The following is a 17,000-nucleotide window of genomic DNA, read 5'->3' as shown; positions in this document are numbered from 1 at the left end:
CTCCGTTCAGTCCGCCGGGACGGGGGTTGGGTGACCTTCCTTGTCGAGGGCGACCATCACGAAAGTCGCGGCTGTTACCTTTTCGGGCTTTCCGGTGAGATAGCGTTGGACCCAGGCTTCGACGAGGAGCGTGATCGAGGTGCGGCCGACCCTGTCTATGTGCGTGTAGACGCTGAGCGTGTCGCCGATCTTCACTGGCAGCTTGAAGGCCATTTCCTTGACGCCCGCCGTAACGACACGTCCGCCGGCGCGCTCGGCCGCGCGGATACCGGAGGCGAGGTCCATCTGCGACATGACCCAGCCGCCGAAGATGTCGCCGGCCGCATTGGCATCGGCCGGCATGGCGAGGGTTCTCAGCGTCAGTTCGCCGACGGGACGGGTGGAATCGGGCATCGCATGTTACTCCGTGCTGCGTCAGAATCCTCTTTAGCGGATCCGGACGAGGAGAAGAAGACGATCCCGCGCTCCACAAAATCCTTAGCCCCGCCCGGGCAGCCTGCCTCTTCCGGGGATAGCGTATTCCGGGGGCCTCCTACGCGGCCATCTTTCCGACCGCTCTCTCTTTTGGCCAGGTGAGGGGCCACGGATGCGCGGTCGGGCGGCACATCGGCAACCAGACACTCGTCTGCAAGACCTGAGCGGCGTAGAATATGGCCTATCGGCCCGCCCACACGGAGCCGACGGGGGTGCCACATGGAAGAACGGGCGCGCCGTCTGGTGGCGATATTGGCCGCCGACATTGTAGGGTATTCGCGTTTGATGGAAGCCGACGAGGCGGCCACATTGGCTGCGTTGCGCTCGCTTCGCAGCGAAGTGTTCGATCCGCTTCTCTCAAAGCATGGTGGCCATATCGTCAAGCTTATGGGGGATGGCGCCATCATCGAGTTTGCCTCGGTGGTCCAAGCCGTGGCTTGCGCGGTGGATGTCCAAGCAGCTCTCGCGGCGCAGCAGCTCGAGGTTCCCGCAGATCGGCAAGTGGTCCTTCGCATCGGGATCAATCTCGGAGATGTGGTCGCCGAGGGCGACGACCTTTTCGGCGACGGGGTCAACGTCGCGGCTCGCCTGGAACAGCTCTGCGAACCCGGAGGAATACTGGTTTCCGGTACGGCCTATGACCAGTTGCAGGGTAAGCTGGAGTTTCCGATCGACTACGTCGGGGCCCAGCAAGTCAAGAACATCGCACGACCGGTCCGAACATACCGATTGCGCCTTCCAGGCTCGGGACCACCGTGGCGTTTGCGACTGCGGCCGCACCTCGGGCATGCCGGTTGGGGAGCGGCGGCTTTTGTGGCGCTCTTCTCATTGCTGGGCCTTGGCTGGTGGCTTTGGTCTTCCGATGATCAGCCAAACGCGAAACGCACGATCGCCGTCCTTCGGTTCGATGCACTCGACGGCGACGCGCGTTGGGGGAGGTTCGCGACCGGCCTGAGCGAGGACATCATTACCGATCTGGCGAGACATCCAGAAATCTTCGTGACCGCGCGACAATCCAGCTTCGGGTACGAGGATGAGGGGGACGTGAGGAAAATCGGACGCGAGCTCGGTGTTCGCTATGTCCTCGAGGGCAGCGTACAGAATCGTGGCGACGATCTCCGGGTCACCACTCAACTGATCGACGCTGCCACCGGGTCGCACGTGTGGGCAGAGCGATATGACCGTTCGAGTAGCGACCTGTTCGCGGTTCAGGATGAGATCACCGCCAGGGTCGTGGGCAGCCTGGCGTCACCACGGACCGGTGAAATCGCCAAAAGCGACAGGGAGATCGCCCGACGGAAACCGCCTGCAAGCCTTGATGCGTACGATCTCTATCTGCTCGGCACCGACAGCCTCCAACTCGGCACCAAGGAAGGCGTATTTGCGAGCATCGACTATCTGGAAAAAGCAGTGAAAATCGATCCTGAGTTTGCGCGGGCCTGGAGCGAACTCGGGATTGCGTACTCGATGGCCGGAACACTCGGGTTCACCGACGACGTGAAAGGGGCCATGGGGATGTTTCGCCAGGACACACTGCGTGCTCTTCAACTGGACCCAAACGATTGGGTAGCCCTCGGACAACGCGCTACGCTCCGAGCAGCGGATGGCGACATGACAGGCGCCCAAGACGACTTCGAGCGGGCCATCGATCTGGCTCCAAATGATGCGGACAACCTGGCGCTTATCGCATACAACCTCCCACTGGTGGTCGGGGACCCTGTTCGGTCCGTGGAACTGGCGAAGCACGCCCTGCGCCTTAACCCGAGCGCACCATCCTGGTACCATGCGGCCTTGGCCGTCGCTGAATATGTCGCAGGACACGACCAGGACGCCATCAACGCCGCCATGAAGGCTCCGGTCCATGGCGAGTCACTGATGATCCGGGCGATGGCGAACGCGAGGCTCGGGCGAACGGATCAATCAACGGCACTGGTCGGGCGCATCCGCAGCGAGTTTCCGAACTTCTCGGTCGAAGCCTACATCCAAAACTGGCCCGTAACGTCAGACGAGGCGCTCACCACATTTCGTGACGGAGCAAGCAAGGCCGGCTTGCTGGGCGGGTCGACGGCCGACACGCAATGACCGCGGAGAGGCCGCAAGGGGCGTGTTGTGAGAATGCCTCAAGCCTAGCGCAGCCCCATCACCTTTCCGAATGCCGATTTCCGACTTTCGAGGCGGACGATTTCGAGCCGCTGTTCGTCCATCTTGCCGTCACTCCCGGGAGATAGTTTCAGCCTTCATCGGCATCTCTTGTGGCACTTGCTCCACAACGCCGAATATTTTCGCCGAGCGGCCGCCGTCTGCAATTTTAATAGATGCAAATTTAGTGGAATTTAACGGAATTTCCTGACGATCGTCAGTTGAGTGGGCGCCCGCCCAGCTGTGCTGGAGTTCGTTGTGAAAAGTCTGAGAATCTCGACCCGTCTTTATCTGCTCGTTGGGCTTGCGCTGGCGGTGTTCGCCGGTGCGCTCGCCTTCTCGCTCTATCAACACCAGGATGCGATGGTGGCCGAACGCAAGGCCAAGCTTCGGGCGATGGACGAAAACCTCGTCGCCATGTTCGCCTACTACCAAGGCCTCGAGGCGAAGGGGGAACTCACCCGCGAAGAGGCCCAGGCCCGCGCGATGAATGCCGTTCGCGCCCTGCGCTACGAGGGTAACGGCTATTTCTGGATCAACGACTTCGACGCCCGCGTGATCATGCATCCGCTGAAGCCCGAGATGGACGGCAAGGACCAGTCGGGCATGAAAGACCCGACCGGCAAGCACATCTTCCAGGAATTCGCCCGCGTGGCGAAGGCCGAAGGCAACGGCTTCGTCGACTACTACTGGCCGAAGCCGGGCTTCGAGGAGCCGGTGCTGAAATACTCGCACGTGGCCGGGTTCGCTCCCTGGGGCTGGGTCGTGGGCACCGGCGTCTATGCGGACGATCTGTCAGCGCTCTTCCGTGCGAATGCGATCCAGGCCGGGCTGATCCTCGCCATCGGCGCCGTCGCCATCATCCTGCTCGCCTATGCCATCGTGCGCAGCGTGGTGCTGCCGATCAACCGCCTGAAGAACACCATGCGGGCGATCTCGGAGGAAGACGTCTCGGGAGAGGTACCGGAGACCGACCGCCGCGACGAGATCGGCGAGATGGCACAGGTCGTGTCCGTGTTGAAGGACTCGGTGCGCGAGCGCACTGCACTAAGGCTGCGCGAGGGCGAGCAGCAGGCCCGGCTCGATGCGCAGCGGCTCGATGGCGAGCGCCGCCAGCAGGCCGTCAGCGACAGCCAGGCGAATGCCATGCACACCATCGGCGAAGCGCTGGAGCGCCTTGCCGGCGGGGATCTTACGGCTTCGATCGACACGATCGCGCCTGAATATGCCAAGCTTCGCGACGACTTCAATCGCGCAGTCGCATCGTTGAGCAGCGTCATCGACGCGATCGCGCATTCGACCGAGATCGTGCACGGCAGCGCCGGCGGCATTGCCGAGGCCGCGAACAACCTCTCGCACCGCACTGAGCAGCAGGCGGCCTCCCTGGAGGAGACGGCGGCGGCGCTGGACGAGATCACGGCCACCGTGCGCAGCGCCTCCGAGCGCGCCGCCGAGGCGAGCCGCATGGTCGCGGTGACCAAGGACAGCGCGGGCAAGTCCGGCGCGATCGTGCGCGACGCGGTTTCGGCGATGAGCCGGATCGAGGAGGCATCGAACCGCATCAGCCAGATCATCGGGGTGATCGACGAAATCGCCTTCCAGACCAACCTGCTCGCCCTCAACGCGGGCGTGGAGGCCGCCCGTGCGGGCGAGGCGGGTCGCGGCTTCGCGGTGGTCGCACAGGAAGTCCGCGAGCTCGCCCAGCGTTCAGCCAACGCAGCCAAGGAGATCAAGGGGCTGATCAGCAACTCGGCGATCGAGGTGAACACCGGCGTGTCGCTCGTGCGTTCGACGGGCGATGCGCTGAGCGAGATCGAGGTGCTGGTCAACAAGGTGAACGACCAGGTGAACTCGATCGCCACGGCGGCCCGCGAACAGGCGGTCGGCCTGCAGGAGATCAACACCGCCGTCAACCAGATGGACCAGATGACGCAGCAGAACGCGGCCATGGTGGAAGAGACCAACGCCGCCGGACAGACGCTGACCCAGGAAAGCAACCAGCTCAAGACGCTCCTGCAGAACTTCCGGCTGAACCGGACGCGAAGCCAGAGCTCCATGCGCCGCGCGGCATGACACCATAATCGCCGGATATTCCTGCCTCACCCGGCGCCGCCAGCGCCGGGTTTTTTGTTGGCAGGAAGAAGGCGGGACGGCGCGCCACGGCATCAGGAATTGGCTGCAGCCCCGAAAGCGGGGATCGCGGCGAAACCCTTCATTTACCCTGTTGCGGTAAATTTTCATTGTCTTGCAAGCGCGTAGCCTTGCGACCACGCGCCCGGCGCGTGCGGACCCGAAGCGGACACATCGCGGCTTCACCATCGCGGAGGACAAGGCCGCGCAATCCCGCAATGGGGTACACGGCACGGATGGTCGCGGAGCGAAAGGGACGGTTGGTATGGCGTTAGTTACTTCCCTTCGCAGGCCGATCGGGCTTTTCATGAGCGCGACGATGCTCGCCGCCTGCACCGCCGGCGGACTGGTGCCGCCCGACGAGATCGACGGGCAGAACACCGTGAACGCGATTACGCCCGCCGCTCAGGTGCAGATGTCGAACGATGCGTCGGCCTATCCGAGCGCCGGGACGCCCGTTGCCTCCGCGCGGCGGAACGCCGGTTCCCTCGGAACGTCCGGCCTGGCAGAAATGCCTTCAGATGACGGCATGCAGCCGATCGGGAATGCGGGTGCGCAGGCGTCGGCAGGTGGCGGACAGCTGCCGCGGATCGACAGCGACGAGGCGCTGGGGCGCACGCAGCAGGCTTCGATGGATGCAGGCAGCCTCGAAATTCCGGAAAACGGCGTCAACATGGACGCGGCGCTCGGCGTCGAGCCGGTCCAGGGGCTGGCGCAGGCACAGGCGGAGGAGATTGCCGAGGGCAATGCGACGGCGGTCACGGTGGACGGGATCGGGACAGACAACCCGCAGCAGGTGGGAGAACCCGTGAGCGTTCCCATGCCCGAAGCCGGCGAGGAGATGGGGCTTTCCGGCGAGGATGCCGGCCGCATCGTCGTGCCGCGCAAGGGCAGCATGGCCGCACCCGCGCAGGAGCAGCAGGTCGCCTTCCTGCCACGGCTCAGCAACCCCATGTCGGTACCCGAAACCATGGGGGGCATGTCGGCATCAGAGAAATCCTGCCGCCAGCGGCTGCAGCGGCTCGGCGTTCAGTTCCGCGACGTCCCGCCGATCTCGAAGGGACGTTCCTGCGGGATCGACCATCCGATCGAGGTCTCGGGGCTTTCCGGCGGGATCCAGATCAAGCCGGCGGCAACGGTCAACTGCCAGATCACCGAAGCGTTCGCGCAGTGGGTCAGGAACGAACTCGTGCCGGCCGCGCGGATGCGCTACCTCTCCGGCATCAAGTCGATCCACCAGATGTCGTCCTATTCGTGCCGGACGATGAATTCCCAGCCCGGCAATCCGATGTCGGAGCATGCGCGCGGCAACGCGATCGACCTCGGCAGCATCACGCTGAAGACCGGCAAGGAAATCGACGTGCGCAAGAAGAGCTTCTTCGCCTTCCGCGAGAAGGGGCTGCTGAAGGCGGTGCGCAGCGACAGCTGCAAATACTTCAACACCGTGCTCGGTCCCGGCGACCGCTATCACGGCGACCACTTCCACTTCGACCTCCGGTCGCGCAAGTCCGGTCGCAGGCACTGCTCGCTGTAGGGCAGCGGCCGGTCGCCAAAAAAAGACCGGCGCGAGGCCGGTCGAGGTGTTTGCGGCGAAGGGGTATGTTGCCGCGCGTATTCACTCAATAGGCATTCTCTGAACCCTCCACTGGGGCGTGGAGGGCATGCGACAGCTTCCCGGGGCGGGAAGCGTGCGGTGGACGGATCATCCGTCAGCCTTCGCCCGGACATTGGCGAAGCAGAGGCGATATCCGCGTATCCGCGGATGAGGAGACGCCTGGGTGGGGCAGGGCGGCGGCGGCATTCTCCTCGCCTCGCGGAGAGATTGATTGAAAAGCATCACGGTTTCATGACAGTTGAAGGGGAAAACCGATCCTTCCGGTTGCATGCCGATTCGGCCGCCGCCTGCCAGGAGACCGCATGCCGCCCGTCATCGATCTTGCCGTTTTCACTTTCGCCCTCCTTGCCGCAGGCGTCGTCTCGGGGCTGCTGGCGGGCATCTTCGGAATTGGCGGCGGGGCGATCCTCGTGCCGATCTTCTACCAGGTGTTCGGCTACCTCGACGTGCCAGAGGCGGTGCGGATGCACCTCTCGGTCGGTTCCTCCCTCGCCATCATCGTGCCGACGTCGCTGCGCTCCTTCCTTGCCCATCGCAAACGGGCGGCCGTCGACATGACGCTTCTGAGGGGCTGGATCGTGGCGGTTCCGCTCGGCGCCATCCTCGCCTCCGTGATCGCTGCGTCCGCCTCCAGCCGGGAGCTCCGGTTGATCTTCGCGGTGATCGCCTTTGCCGTGGCGTTGCGCATGCTGTTCAACAGGCCCGGCTGGCACATCGCCGAGGACCTGCCGCGCAATCCCTGGAAATGGCTGGTGGGCGTTCTGATCGGCGTGCTCTCGGGGTTGATGGGCATCGGCGGCGGCGTGCTCAACAATACCTTCATGTCGCTCTTCGGCCGGCCGATGCACCAGGCGGTGGCAACCTCGGCGGGCGTGGGCGTGCTCATCTCCATCCCCGGCCTTTTCGGCTATGCCTTTGCAGGCTGGGGAGAAGCGGGCCTGCCGCCGTTCTCGACCGGTTTCATCAACTGGATCGCCGTGCTTCTCATCATTCCCGTGACCTGGTTCGTGACCCCATACGGCGTGCGGATTGCGCATGCGATGACCAAGCGCCAGCTCGAGATCGGCTTCGGCGTGTTCCTGATCTTCGTCTCGGCACGATTCCTCTACAGCATCTTCGGGTGAGGGGGCGGGCCGGCGCAGTCCGTGATCTCCCGACGGCAGGGTTGCGCTCCGACGAGATTTTTACCGGGCGGGGTGAAAAATTCGGCAAAACGCGCCATATAGGTGGTCCCTTCAACAGATTCCCTCCGCAGCGGACCGTTTCATGGCGCCTATCGTCTCCATTCGCGATCTTCGAAAAAGCTATGCCGGCGGCTTCGAGGCGCTGAAAGGCGTGAGCCTCGACATAGAGGAGGGCGAGATCCTCGCGCTGCTCGGACCGAACGGCGCCGGCAAGACGACGATGATCTCGATCATCTGCGGCATCGTCAACGCCACCAGCGGCAGCGTGACGGTCGCGGGCCACGACGTGGTGAAGGACTTTCGCAAGACCCGCGAGATCATCGGGCTCGTGCCGCAGGAGCTGACGCTCGACGCTTTCGAGACGGTCCGCAACACGGTCGCATTCTCGCGCGGCCTCCATGGCAAGGCGGCCAATCCGGCGCTGATCGACAGGATCCTGAAAGACCTGTCACTCTGGGACAAGCGTGACACGATGCTGCGCCAGCTTTCGGGCGGCATGCGACGGCGGGTCCTGATCGCCAAGGCGCTCTCCTACGAGCCGAGAGTGCTCTTCCTCGACGAGCCGACGGCAGGCGTCGACGTGAGCCTGCGCAAGGACATGTGGGCGCTCGTCGAGCGCCTGCGCGCCTCCGGCGTCACGATCATCCTGACGACGCACTACATAGAAGAGGCCGAGGAGATCGCCGACCGCGTCGGCGTGATCAACAAGGGACAGTTGCTGCTGATCGACGACAAGTCGGCGCTGATGCACAAGCTCGGGCGCAAGCGGCTGACGATCGAACTTTCGGAGCCGGTGGTGGGCATTCCCGTGGCGCTCGATCCCTACGGGCTTTCGATCTCGGACGACGGGCGCCGCCTCGTCTACGACTACGACCCGACCGGCGAGCGCGCGGGGATTGCGGAACTGCTGGGCTCGCTTTCTGCGGCAAGCCTCAGTGTCAAAGACGTGGCGACGGACCAGAGCTCACTCGAGGACATCTTCGTCGAACTCGTGGGGGAGAAGCGATGAACATCGAGGCAATCCGCTCGATCTATGCATTCGAGATGGCACGGACACGGCGCACGCTGCTGCAGAGCGTCGTATCGCCTGTTATCTCCACCTCGCTCTATTTCATCGTCTTCGGCGCGGCGATCGGCTCGCGCGTGCAGGAGGTCGAGGGCGTGCCCTACGGCGCCTTCATAGCGCCGGGACTGATCATGCTGACGCTTCTCAACCAGTGCATAGGCAACGGTTCCTTCGGCATCTATTTCCCGAAGTTCACCGGGACGATCTACGAGATCCTCTCGGCGCCGATCTCGATGATCGAGATCGTCATCGGCTATGTGGGGGCGGCCGCGACAAAGGGGCTGATCGTCGGCACGATCATTCTCGCCACCGCGTCGCTTTTCGTCGACATCACCATCGCGCATCCGCTGATGATGATCCTCTTCTTCGTGCTGACGGCGGTGACGTTCAGCCTGTTCGGCTTCATGATCGGCATATGGGCCAAGGATTTCGAGCAGCTCAACCTGATCCCGATGCTGGTTGTCCCGCCGCTCGTCTTTCTCGGCGGCAGCTTCTACTCGGTCAACATGCTTCCGCCCTTCTGGCAGACCGTCAGCCATTTCAATCCGGTGCTCTACCTCGTGTCCGGCTTCCGCTGGAGCTTCTTCGAGATAGCCGATGTCAACCCGGCGATCAGCCTTGCCATGGTGGTGGCGTTCCTGCTGGCCTGCCTCGCGGTGACGGCCTGGATCTTCAAGACGGGCTACAAGCTCAAGAACTGAGGATCGCGGGACGCCCCGTGGCGCCGACGCTGGAGCCTGCCCGCGCGATCGCCTGACGCAGGAAATCGAACAGCCGGTCGTCCAGCGACTGGGCGACATTGAAGCGCAGGTAGTTTCCGGCCGTTTGCGAGACGCTGAAGGCATTGCCAGGTGCGAGCACGATGCCCTCCGCGAGTGCCTGGCGGGCAATGTCGGCGGCGTCGATGCCATCAGGAAGGCGACACCAGAGGAACATGCCGGACTGCGGTTCCAGCCATGGCTCAATCCCGATGGCCTTCAGCCGCGTTCCGACCTCCGTCATGGCGCGGGAAAGCTTCAGGCGAAGCCCCTCCATGTGCTTGCGATAGCTGCCGTCCCTGAGGGCACCCAGCACCACCTCGGCCGCGAGCCTTCCGCCGCCGAAGGATGTGGCGATCTTCAGATCGACCAAACCGTCTATCCAGTCGGTTCTGGCGGCTATGAAGCCGCAGCGCACCGAGGCCGACAAAGTCTTGGAGAAACTGCCGATATGGATCACGCGATCAAGGCCGTCGAATGCGGCGAGCCTCGGAGAGGGCGTGTGTTCGAAATCGGCGAAGATGTCGTCCTCGACGATCGTCAGGGAGAACTGTTCGGCGAGCTTGAGGATGCGGTGGGCGACGACGGGGGAGAGGACGGCGCCGGTCGGGTTGTGGATCGCGGAGTTGGTGATGTAGAGGCGCGGACGATGTTCGCGGAGGACCTCGGCGAAACGGTCGAGATCCGGGCCGACGGGCGTATAGGGTACGCCGACGACCGTCGCCCTGTGGGCGCGCAGCAGGGCCTGGAAGTTGAAGTAGCAGGGATCGTCCACCAGCACCGTATCGCCCGGCTCGATCAGGAAGCGACACAGTAGGTCGATCGCCTGGGTGCCGGACTCGGTGAGCACGATCTGGTCGGCGGAAACCTCGATGCCGCGATCTCCGCTTCGCCGTGCGATGAGGTGGCGCAGCGCAGGCAGCCCGAGCGGAGTGCCATAGTCGGCGAGGGTGGAACTGTCCGTCCGCGCCAGCGTGCGAAGCGCGCGCCGCATCGCGGCTTCGGGCAGCCAGGACGGGGGCAGCCAGCCGCAGCCCGGCTTGAGGGCGTTGTCGTCGCTTTCGAGCGACTGACGGGAGATCCAGAACGGATCGATGGCGCGATCAAGCTTCGGTCCGACCTCGGCAAGGGAGAGGGGGCGAGCTGGCCGGCAACATAGAAGCCTGAGCCGGGTCGGGACTGGATGGCGCCATCGGCCACCAGGCGCTCGTAGGCCTCGACCACCGTCGAGGTCGACACCTGCATCGCGCCTGCAAGAGCACGGACGGAGGGCAGCTTGTCGCCCGGCGTCAGATTGCGGCCCGCGATCCGCTGGCGTATCGCCGTCATGACTGCGGCCACGCGGGTGCCCCCGGTCCTGCCTGCAGGGTGATCCATATCCGATCCGTACTGGTTTTTGTTTCATAACAGTTTCGTTCGACTGTACACTTCCGTGCCTGGAACTGCGAGGGGTTCATCCGATAAAACTCCCGAAAATCTCAGGAGCATGCGATGGACAGGACGGCGAGCGGCTGGATTAACGGATTTGTCGGAGTGCTGATCTTCAGCGGATCGCTGCCCGCAACCCGCGTGGCGGTGATGCAGTTCGATCCCGTCTTCCTGACGGCGGCGCGGGCGGCGATCGCGGGCCTGCTCGCGCTCATGGTGCTGCTGGCGTTCGGGGAGAAGCGTCCTTCCCGCGCGGTGATCCGTCCGCTCGCGATCGTAGCGCTCGGCGTGGTCGTCGGCTTCCCGCTTCTGACGGCGCTCGCGCTCAGGCACGTCACCTCGGCGCACTCCATCGTCTTCATCGGCCTGCTGCCGCTGGCGACGGCGATCTTCGGCGTGCTGCGGGGCGGCGAGAGGCCGCGTCCGGCCTTCTGGCTCTTCTCGGGTCTCGGCAGTGCGCTCGTCGCGGGCTTCGCGCTCTTCCAGGGCATGTCCGCATCGCCCCTCGGTGATGCGCTGATGCTGGCCGCCGTGATCGTGTGCGGGCTCGGTTATGCGGAAGGGGCGAAGCTTTCACGAAGCCTCGGCGGATTGCAGGTGATCTGCTACGCGCTCGTGCTCTCTCTCCCAGTCATGGCTCCACTCGCACTCCTGCTGCTGCCGTCCTCCTTCGAGGGGTGGGCGCGCCGGCATGGACGGGGCTCGCCTATGTCTCGCTGTTCAGCATGCTGATCGGGTTCGTGTTCTGGTATCGCGGCCTGGCACAGGGCGGCATCGCCTCGGTGGGGCAGCTGCAATTGCTGCAACCCTTCTTCGGTCTTGCGCTTGCCGCGACGTTCCTCGGGGAGCATGTGACGGGAGCGATGCTGGCGGTAACCGTGGCCGTCATCCTGTGCGTGGCCGGTGCGAAGCAATTCGCCCGCTGAGCGACGGGCGCTCGAATTGCCGCCAGCGTCGAGCGTCACGTGTGGCAGCCGCGCATCCGGTGATTACACGTCGAGTTTACGGCCGAAGAAGGTGCGGCCGCCCGATGTCATCGTTTCGGATGCGCGCACGAGATCGGTCAGCTCGCCGGTGCTCTTCGGTCTTGCCTGGCGGATGGCGGCTATTTCCACCACGCCATTGCGGGCGCGGATCGTGAAGACCAGCGGGGGGATGGTGACCTTGCGCGTGCCGGGCAGGACACCCCGTTCGGTGGACAGGACATCGCGCAGCCTCTGCATATGCGCCACCAACTGGCGGGCCGCATGAGGATCCTTTTCGGCGACGGACGCGACGCCCTGGAGAAACCATCTCTCGGCGCTCTTGGAAAGGTGCTTCAGGGCCATCAGCGATCCCGGCTCGCATTGCGGGACGCGGCGGCATCGATGATGGACGACGCCTTGTCCAGCATCTCGTCGAAATCGGCGGCTTCGCCCCGATCAAGCTCGGAAAGCCCCTGGGCGTCCTGCAGAAGTTCGGCCCCTTCCTGCTCCAGATACTGCTTCATCGCGCGGAGCATGACCCATGTCCGGTCGCGCTCGAGGACCTGGGCGATCTGGTCGAACTGGGCTATCACCTTCGTGGGAAGGCGCAGGGATATCTGAGACTTGTCGTTCTCTGCCATCGGATCCCTCTGTCGTTCGGCGTATTACACGGTAACCCACGGGTTGTGGATGTCAACGCCCGGACAGAGGCAGGAAGGTGCGTCCTGCAGCGCTCCTCTTTGCGCCGCAGGACGCGCGCTCATCGGCGTGTTCAGACCGAGAGCGATTCCGTCAGATCGGCCTCCACGCTCGAGAGGGATTCCTGGTAGGCGGCGATGGCGGCCTGAAGCTTCTCAAGGATCTCGCTGGCCGTTGTCGCTGCCAGCGATGCGGCCTCGATCGCGCTTTCGGTCTCATCCTCGGAGCTCTCCTCGGACGGCGGTGCACCGCCCGGGGGCGGGCCGGCCGGCCGGTTCGCTTCCAGGCCTTCCACGAACTGTTCCTCGGTCAGGCTGCCCGTGCCCTCGCTGTCCAGGCTGTCGAAGAGCGAGGTTGCGTCTTCCTCGCTGACGTTCTCGGGACGTGCGTTCACGAACTCCGCCCTTGTGATCGTGCCGTCGCCATCGGCATCGATGGACGAGAACAGATCCTCGGAAGACGGTGGCTGATCGCTGACCCCGGTATCGGTTCCCTGCTGCATGGACAGCATCATCGCCATCATCTCGCCGCCGAACTTCTCCTCGGCGGTCTTGCGTTCCGCCTCCAGCCCTTCGTTCAGCTGGTCTTCGGTCAGCCCATCGGACGAGTCGCCGGCGATCTTCGAATAGAGGCTGCTGGCCTGGCTCTCGCTGACGTCACTCGGACGCGCGGCGACGAACTCCTCGGACGTGACCTTGCCGTCGCCATTCTTGTCAGAGCGGGAAAATACGGACTGGTATTGGTAAGTACTGGTGGAAGTCGAACTGATGCTGGTCATGAACCCTCCTGGCGTGGCGCCTTGCGTTAAGTCCCATCCACTAAGCCAAACAGGAGGATGCGATGTGCAATGGGTAGGGCTGTTCGCAGGATTCGTCAAAATTACTATTGAATGACAAGGAGTTATATTTTGGTTAACCAATTTGTCCTTGTTTCGACTTCCGTGTCTGAATGAGTCTGATCGTGAATGAATGTAAACGCCGGCGGGTGTGCATCCCGCATCAATCCCGCAGGCGAAGTTCGTCCCGGCTGATTTCCACCGAGCCCAGCGTTTCGAGGAAGGTCATGCCCAGCAGGCTCTGGTCCAGCCGGCCCCTCTCGGTGACCATGGCCCGGACGTTGCGGCGCACGATCGCGCCGATAGCGACCTCGTCGAGGACGACGGGCGCGGCATTGGCGCGGCCATTCGCGGTCGATACCGCCAGCGAGAATGTCAGGCGCTCCGGATCGAGGCCGACTTCGAGCGCATCCTCGTAGGACAGCACCACGGCGCTCGCGCCGGTATCGACAACCATGGGGATGCTCTGGCCATTCACGCCGACCGTGGTCTCGAAATGTCCGCCTTCGGCCTTGTGTATGACGAGGATCCTCGTGCCGTCGGCGGAGGTGCTTTGGACCGCATATCCGGGGACGAGGCCGGCGGTCATGCGGCTCGCGACGGTCTGCAGGTCGTAGCGATAGATATAGGCGGCGGCCAGTGCCAGGAGGATGAGCAGCCACATGGCCCCGTAGCGCAGAGACTGGCCGATGTTGCGGCGGCTCGCCAGAATGCCGGTGGCGAGCAAGGTGCCAAAGCTTGCCAGCATGACGAGGCGCGCGAAATCGTCGTTCACGAGGCCGAGCGTCTCGCCGCTGCCGTGATTGACGAGGAGCACGACGAGCCCCACGGCGAGGATTGCCAGGAGGAGAAGAAGCCGCTTCATATCTCGCCTCGCTCCCGGGCCATGCGGGCACGACGGGTTTCACGGCGCGGCCTGCGCTCGACCGTGTCGAGGCGGGCGGGCAGCGAGGCCATGATCGAGCGGCGCTCCTCTGATGTATAGAGAGTCCATGCGCCGATTTCCTCGCGCGTGCGTCCGCAGCCGAAACAGTAGCCGGTGTTGTCGTCTATCGAGCAGACGAGGATGCAAGGCGATTCCATGGACGGTCCGATGTGGTTTCCGGTGGCAAAATATATCGTGCTCTCACAGGGCCAGCGCAAGGGCGAGAAACGCCGCGATCTCGGCGAACTGCTGGGTGGCGCCGATCGTGTCTCCGGTGTGGCCGCCGATCTTGCGGAGCGCGACCCGGCTGAACACGAGAACGGCGCCTGCAACGAAGGTGAGGAGCAAGAGTACGGCAATTACACCGGTGTCGGAGAAGAGAAGGAGTAGGACGGCAAGGATCGCGCCACTGACCAACGCGAAGGTGGCGGCGCTGCTCTCCGGCTGGCCGGCCGAGGCGGCGAGGCCATCGGGGCGCGCCGGCGGCAGGGATGACCAGTGCCAGACCATGGCGGCGCGGCTTATCGCTCCGACGGCGATGAGGACCATGGCGGCGGCGATCGACGACAAGGCGGGCAGGACGGCTGCGAGCGCGGAGGCGCGAAGGCCGAAGGACATCACGAGCGCGACGGCGCCGAAGGAGCCCACGCGGCTATCCTTCATGATGGCGAGTGCGCGCTCACGATCGCGACCGCCGCCGATTCCGTCGGCGCTGTCGCAGAGCCCGTCCTCGTGGAGGGCGCCGGTCAGAAGCGTCTGCAGGGCGAGCGCCACGAACGCCGCCGCAAGGGAATCCAGTCCGAGGGCGAGGACGAGAGCGAGGCAAAGGGCTGCGGGAAAGACGATAAGGACGCCGGCAACGGGAAAGGCGCGGACGGCGCGGGCGAGCGATCCGTCATAGCCCTCGAAATACTTCTCCGGCATCGGAATGCGGGAGAGGAATGCGACGGACCGGGCGGTATCGTCGATGAAGTCGCGCATGGTCATGACGGTTCCCCCGGAATGAGCCGGCGTGTCGTCTGGTCACGCGGGCGAGCGATGGCAGGGAGAGGACACCGACCGGCGCAAATGCGGTTGTCGGACTCATCTCCGGTCTCTATTAGAAGGCACCGACGACTGCTTTTGAAAGCCGAAAACAAGGAATTCCCCAAGATGAGTGCGAGCGGCCTGCCATTCGATGACTTTCGTGAATTGCTGCGCAATCTGCCGGGGCCGGATTCGGCGGCGCTCGTGGCGGCGCGCGAACGAGACGCGCAGCTGACGAAGCCCGCGGGTGCCCTCGGAAGGCTCGAGGAAATCGCGTTCTGGCTCGCGGCCTGGACGGGCAGGGCTCCGGCGGTGACGCGGCCGCTCGTGGCGATCTTCGCCGGCAACCACGGCGTCACGAAACAGGGCATCACGCCGTTCCCGTCCTCGGTCACGGCGCAGATGGTCGAGAACTTCGCCGCCGGCGGTGCGGCGATCAACCAGATCTGCGTGACGCACGACCTTGGCCTCAAGGTCTTCGACCTGGCGCTCGACTATCCGACCGCCGACATCACGGAAGAGCCGGCGCTGTCCGAGCGGGACTGCGCGGCGACAATGGCCTTCGGCATGGAGGCGGTTGCCGGCGGCACCGACCTCCTGTGCATCGGCGAGATGGGGATCGGCAACACGACGATCGCAGCGGCGATCAACCTCGCGCTCTATGGCGGCACGGCCGCCGAATGGGTGGGGCCGGGCACGGGATCCGAGGGCGAGGTGCTGCGCCGCAAGATCGCCGCAGTCGAGAAGGCCGTGGCACTGCATCGCGATCACCTCGGCGATCCTCTCGAGGTATTACGCCGCCTCGGCGGGCGCGAGATCGCCGCGATGGCCGGCGCCATCCTTGCCGCGCGCATGCAGAAGATCCCCGTGATCATCGACGGCTACGTGGCGACAGCTGCGGGCGCGATCCTTCGCGCCGCCAATCCGTCCGCCCTCGATCACTGCCTGATCGGGCACGTCTCGGGCGAGCCGGGGCATCTGAAGTCGATCGAGAAGCTCGGGAAGACCCCGCTCCTGGCGCTCGGCATGCGGCTCGGCGAGGGAACCGGCGCGGCGCTTGCCGCCGGCATCGTCAAGGCTGCGGCCGCCTGCCATTCGGGCATGGCGACCTTCGGCCAGGCGGGCGTCAGCAACCGGGAAGCGTAAGGCTCGCGACCGGAGCATCGCGCGCCCCGCGCGCTTTCGCCCCCTTGCTCCGGTCCATCATCTGCAATATCTGATGGCCGCTGCCGCCGGATGGCGGCGCAGCAGCACCGGGCGCCTTCGCGCGGTCGCTGTGCACGATGTTCCGCGAACCGGCGCCCGACGCATTCGGGCCATGCCGAGGCGGCTTGTAAGCCACAATGGCGTGACGGGAAGCGAATGGACAAACAAGGGCCGATCAAGAAGCACAAGGGGCTGCGCCATCTCTATGCAGCCGCGACATACTCCTATGGCGGAGCCCGGCGTCTGCTCGGCGAGGCGGCGTTCCGCCACGAGGTGCTGGCGTTCGCAGTCGCGATGGTCGCGTTCGCGATCTCGGGTGCAACCTTCTTCCAGTACGTCGCGATGGCGATCCTGTTCCTGCTGATGATGGCCTTCGAAGCCATCAACACGGCGATCGAGGAAATCGTCGACCGGGTTTCACCGGAGATCTCCGAGATGGGCAAGAACGCCAAGGATCTCGGTTCCTTCGCCTGCTTCTGCCTCATCGTCGCCAACGCGGGATACGCGCTCTACGTGGTGTTCTTCTCGCACTTCCTGTGAGTGCCGGCGG

Annotated in this window: 15 protein-coding genes and 2 pseudogenes; 9 read left to right on the top strand and 8 right to left on the bottom strand. The window is 64.5% G+C overall.

The window, feature by feature from the left end:
- Positions 1 to 6 precede the first annotated feature (6 nt).
- Entirely contained in the window at positions 7 to 393 is a 387-nt protein-coding gene (locus F3Y30_RS15280) for an acyl-CoA thioesterase (protein WP_203423526.1), read from the bottom strand.
- Positions 394 to 693: 300 nt separating this feature from the next.
- Here F3Y30_RS15280 and F3Y30_RS15275 point away from each other — a divergent pair, with 300 nt between their 5' ends.
- The 6 genes from F3Y30_RS15275 to F3Y30_RS15250 all read left to right on the top strand — a co-directional run bounded on the left by F3Y30_RS15275 (position 694) and on the right by F3Y30_RS15250 (position 9,309).
- Positions 694 to 2,556 carry an adenylate/guanylate cyclase domain-containing protein gene (locus F3Y30_RS15275; protein ID WP_203423524.1) on the top strand — a complete coding sequence of 621 codons (1,863 nt, stop codon included), beginning with the start codon at positions 694 to 696 and terminating at the stop codon, positions 2,554 to 2,556.
- Between the two features lie 315 nt (positions 2,557 to 2,871).
- Positions 2,872 to 4,686 carry a methyl-accepting chemotaxis protein gene (locus tag F3Y30_RS15270; RefSeq protein ID WP_203423523.1) on the top strand — a complete coding sequence of 605 codons (1,815 nt, stop codon included), beginning with the start codon at positions 2,872 to 2,874 and terminating at the stop codon, positions 4,684 to 4,686.
- A 322-nt stretch (positions 4,687 to 5,008) separates the two neighbouring features.
- Positions 5,009 to 6,277, top strand: coding sequence for an extensin family protein (locus F3Y30_RS15265; protein WP_203423522.1), 1,269 nt, complete (start codon positions 5,009 to 5,011; stop codon positions 6,275 to 6,277).
- Positions 6,278 to 6,660: 383 nt separating this feature from the next.
- Positions 6,661 to 7,482: a sulfite exporter TauE/SafE family protein gene (locus F3Y30_RS15260; RefSeq protein WP_203423520.1), complete on the top strand. Its 822-nt coding sequence runs from the start codon at positions 6,661 to 6,663 to the stop codon at positions 7,480 to 7,482.
- A 142-nt stretch (positions 7,483 to 7,624) separates the two neighbouring features.
- Positions 7,625 to 8,551, top strand: coding sequence for an ABC transporter ATP-binding protein (locus tag F3Y30_RS15255; RefSeq protein WP_203423519.1), 927 nt, complete (start codon positions 7,625 to 7,627; stop codon positions 8,549 to 8,551).
- Positions 8,548 to 9,309: an ABC transporter permease gene (locus F3Y30_RS15250; RefSeq protein ID WP_203423518.1), complete on the top strand. Its 762-nt coding sequence runs from the start codon at positions 8,548 to 8,550 to the stop codon at positions 9,307 to 9,309. The genes F3Y30_RS15255 and F3Y30_RS15250 overlap by 4 nt, the downstream gene beginning before the upstream one ends.
- Here the strand turns inward: F3Y30_RS15250 and F3Y30_RS15245 are convergent.
- Positions 9,299 to 10,743, bottom strand: a pseudogene (locus tag F3Y30_RS15245) (PLP-dependent aminotransferase family protein). The gene F3Y30_RS15250 and the pseudogene F3Y30_RS15245 overlap by 11 nt on opposite strands.
- Positions 10,744 to 10,857: 114 nt before the next feature.
- Here F3Y30_RS15245 and F3Y30_RS15240 point away from each other — a divergent pair.
- Positions 10,858 to 11,720 (top strand): annotated as a pseudogene (locus F3Y30_RS15240) (DMT family transporter).
- Positions 11,721 to 11,783: 63 nt separating this feature from the next.
- Here F3Y30_RS15240 and F3Y30_RS15235 read toward each other — a convergent pair.
- The 6 genes from F3Y30_RS15235 to F3Y30_RS15210 form a co-directional block, all read right to left on the bottom strand.
- The gene (locus F3Y30_RS15235) at positions 11,784 to 12,122 is read right to left on the bottom strand and encodes a type II toxin-antitoxin system RelE/ParE family toxin (protein ID WP_203423516.1); all 339 of its coding nucleotides are present in this window, start codon (positions 12,120 to 12,122) and stop codon (positions 11,784 to 11,786) included.
- Positions 12,122 to 12,400 (bottom strand): ribbon-helix-helix protein, CopG family, encoded by a 279-nt coding sequence (locus tag F3Y30_RS15230; RefSeq protein ID WP_203423514.1) that lies wholly within the window; start codon positions 12,398 to 12,400, stop codon positions 12,122 to 12,124. The genes F3Y30_RS15235 and F3Y30_RS15230 overlap by 1 nt, the downstream gene beginning before the upstream one ends.
- A 131-nt stretch (positions 12,401 to 12,531) precedes the next feature.
- On the bottom strand, positions 12,532 to 13,236 hold the full coding sequence (locus F3Y30_RS15225; RefSeq protein WP_203423512.1) for an EF-hand domain-containing protein: 705 nt from the start codon (positions 13,234 to 13,236) through the stop codon (positions 12,532 to 12,534).
- A gap of 220 nt (positions 13,237 to 13,456) precedes the next feature.
- A complete protein-coding gene (locus F3Y30_RS15220; RefSeq protein WP_203423511.1) occupies positions 13,457 to 14,158 on the bottom strand; it encodes a TIGR02281 family clan AA aspartic protease in 702 nt (233 codons plus the stop codon).
- Positions 14,155 to 14,376 (bottom strand): DUF1289 domain-containing protein, encoded by a 222-nt coding sequence (locus F3Y30_RS15215; protein WP_203423509.1) that lies wholly within the window; start codon positions 14,374 to 14,376, stop codon positions 14,155 to 14,157. Before F3Y30_RS15215 ends, F3Y30_RS15220 begins: the two co-directional genes overlap by 4 nt.
- Positions 14,377 to 14,419: 43 nt before the next feature.
- Positions 14,420 to 15,205 carry an adenosylcobinamide-GDP ribazoletransferase gene (locus F3Y30_RS15210; protein ID WP_203423508.1) on the bottom strand — a complete coding sequence of 262 codons (786 nt, stop codon included), beginning with the start codon at positions 15,203 to 15,205 and terminating at the stop codon, positions 14,420 to 14,422.
- Between the two features lie 165 nt (positions 15,206 to 15,370).
- Here F3Y30_RS15210 and cobT point away from each other — a divergent pair, with 165 nt between their 5' ends.
- Positions 15,371 to 16,390: a nicotinate-nucleotide--dimethylbenzimidazole phosphoribosyltransferase gene (gene cobT / locus F3Y30_RS15205; RefSeq protein ID WP_203423507.1), complete on the top strand. Its 1,020-nt coding sequence runs from the start codon at positions 15,371 to 15,373 to the stop codon at positions 16,388 to 16,390.
- Positions 16,391 to 16,606: 216 nt separating this feature from the next.
- Positions 16,607 to 16,990, top strand: coding sequence for a diacylglycerol kinase (locus F3Y30_RS15200; protein ID WP_203423506.1), 384 nt, complete (start codon positions 16,607 to 16,609; stop codon positions 16,988 to 16,990).
- Positions 16,991 to 17,000: the final 10 nt, after the last annotated feature.

The sequence above is a fragment of the Sinorhizobium sp. BG8 genome, assembly GCF_016864555.1.
GTDB lineage: Bacteria > Pseudomonadota > Alphaproteobacteria > Rhizobiales > Rhizobiaceae > BG8.
Note: the sequence above shows the minus strand (reverse complement) of the source record. Positions and strands in the feature narration are given on the sequence as shown.

Bases quoted from the DNA above. Each gene is read 5' to 3' on its own strand.
- cobT (WP_203423507.1), top strand. From the start codon at position 15,371: ATGAGTGCGAGCGGCCTGCCATTCGATGACTTTCGTGAATTGCTGCGC.
- F3Y30_RS15250 (WP_203423518.1), top strand. From the start codon at position 8,548: ATGAACATCGAGGCAATCCGCTCGATCTATGCATTCGAGATGGCACGG.
- F3Y30_RS15260 (WP_203423520.1), top strand. From the start codon at position 6,661: ATGCCGCCCGTCATCGATCTTGCCGTTTTCACTTTCGCCCTCCTTGCC.
- F3Y30_RS15200 (WP_203423506.1), top strand. From the start codon at position 16,607: ATGGACAAACAAGGGCCGATCAAGAAGCACAAGGGGCTGCGCCATCTC.
- F3Y30_RS15220 (WP_203423511.1), bottom strand. From the start codon at position 14,158: ATGAAGCGGCTTCTTCTCCTCCTGGCAATCCTCGCCGTGGGGCTCGTC.
- F3Y30_RS15215 (WP_203423509.1), bottom strand. From the start codon at position 14,376: ATGGAATCGCCTTGCATCCTCGTCTGCTCGATAGACGACAACACCGGC.
- F3Y30_RS15210 (WP_203423508.1), bottom strand. From the start codon at position 15,205: ATGACCATGCGCGACTTCATCGACGATACCGCCCGGTCCGTCGCATTC.
- F3Y30_RS15255 (WP_203423519.1), top strand. From the start codon at position 7,625: ATGGCGCCTATCGTCTCCATTCGCGATCTTCGAAAAAGCTATGCCGGC.
- F3Y30_RS15235 (WP_203423516.1), bottom strand. From the start codon at position 12,122: ATGGCCCTGAAGCACCTTTCCAAGAGCGCCGAGAGATGGTTTCTCCAG.
- F3Y30_RS15275 (WP_203423524.1), top strand. From the start codon at position 694: ATGGAAGAACGGGCGCGCCGTCTGGTGGCGATATTGGCCGCCGACATT.
- F3Y30_RS15265 (WP_203423522.1), top strand. From the start codon at position 5,009: ATGGCGTTAGTTACTTCCCTTCGCAGGCCGATCGGGCTTTTCATGAGC.
- F3Y30_RS15225 (WP_203423512.1), bottom strand. From the start codon at position 13,236: ATGACCAGCATCAGTTCGACTTCCACCAGTACTTACCAATACCAGTCC.
- F3Y30_RS15230 (WP_203423514.1), bottom strand. From the start codon at position 12,400: ATGGCAGAGAACGACAAGTCTCAGATATCCCTGCGCCTTCCCACGAAG.
- F3Y30_RS15280 (WP_203423526.1), bottom strand. From the start codon at position 393: ATGCCCGATTCCACCCGTCCCGTCGGCGAACTGACGCTGAGAACCCTC.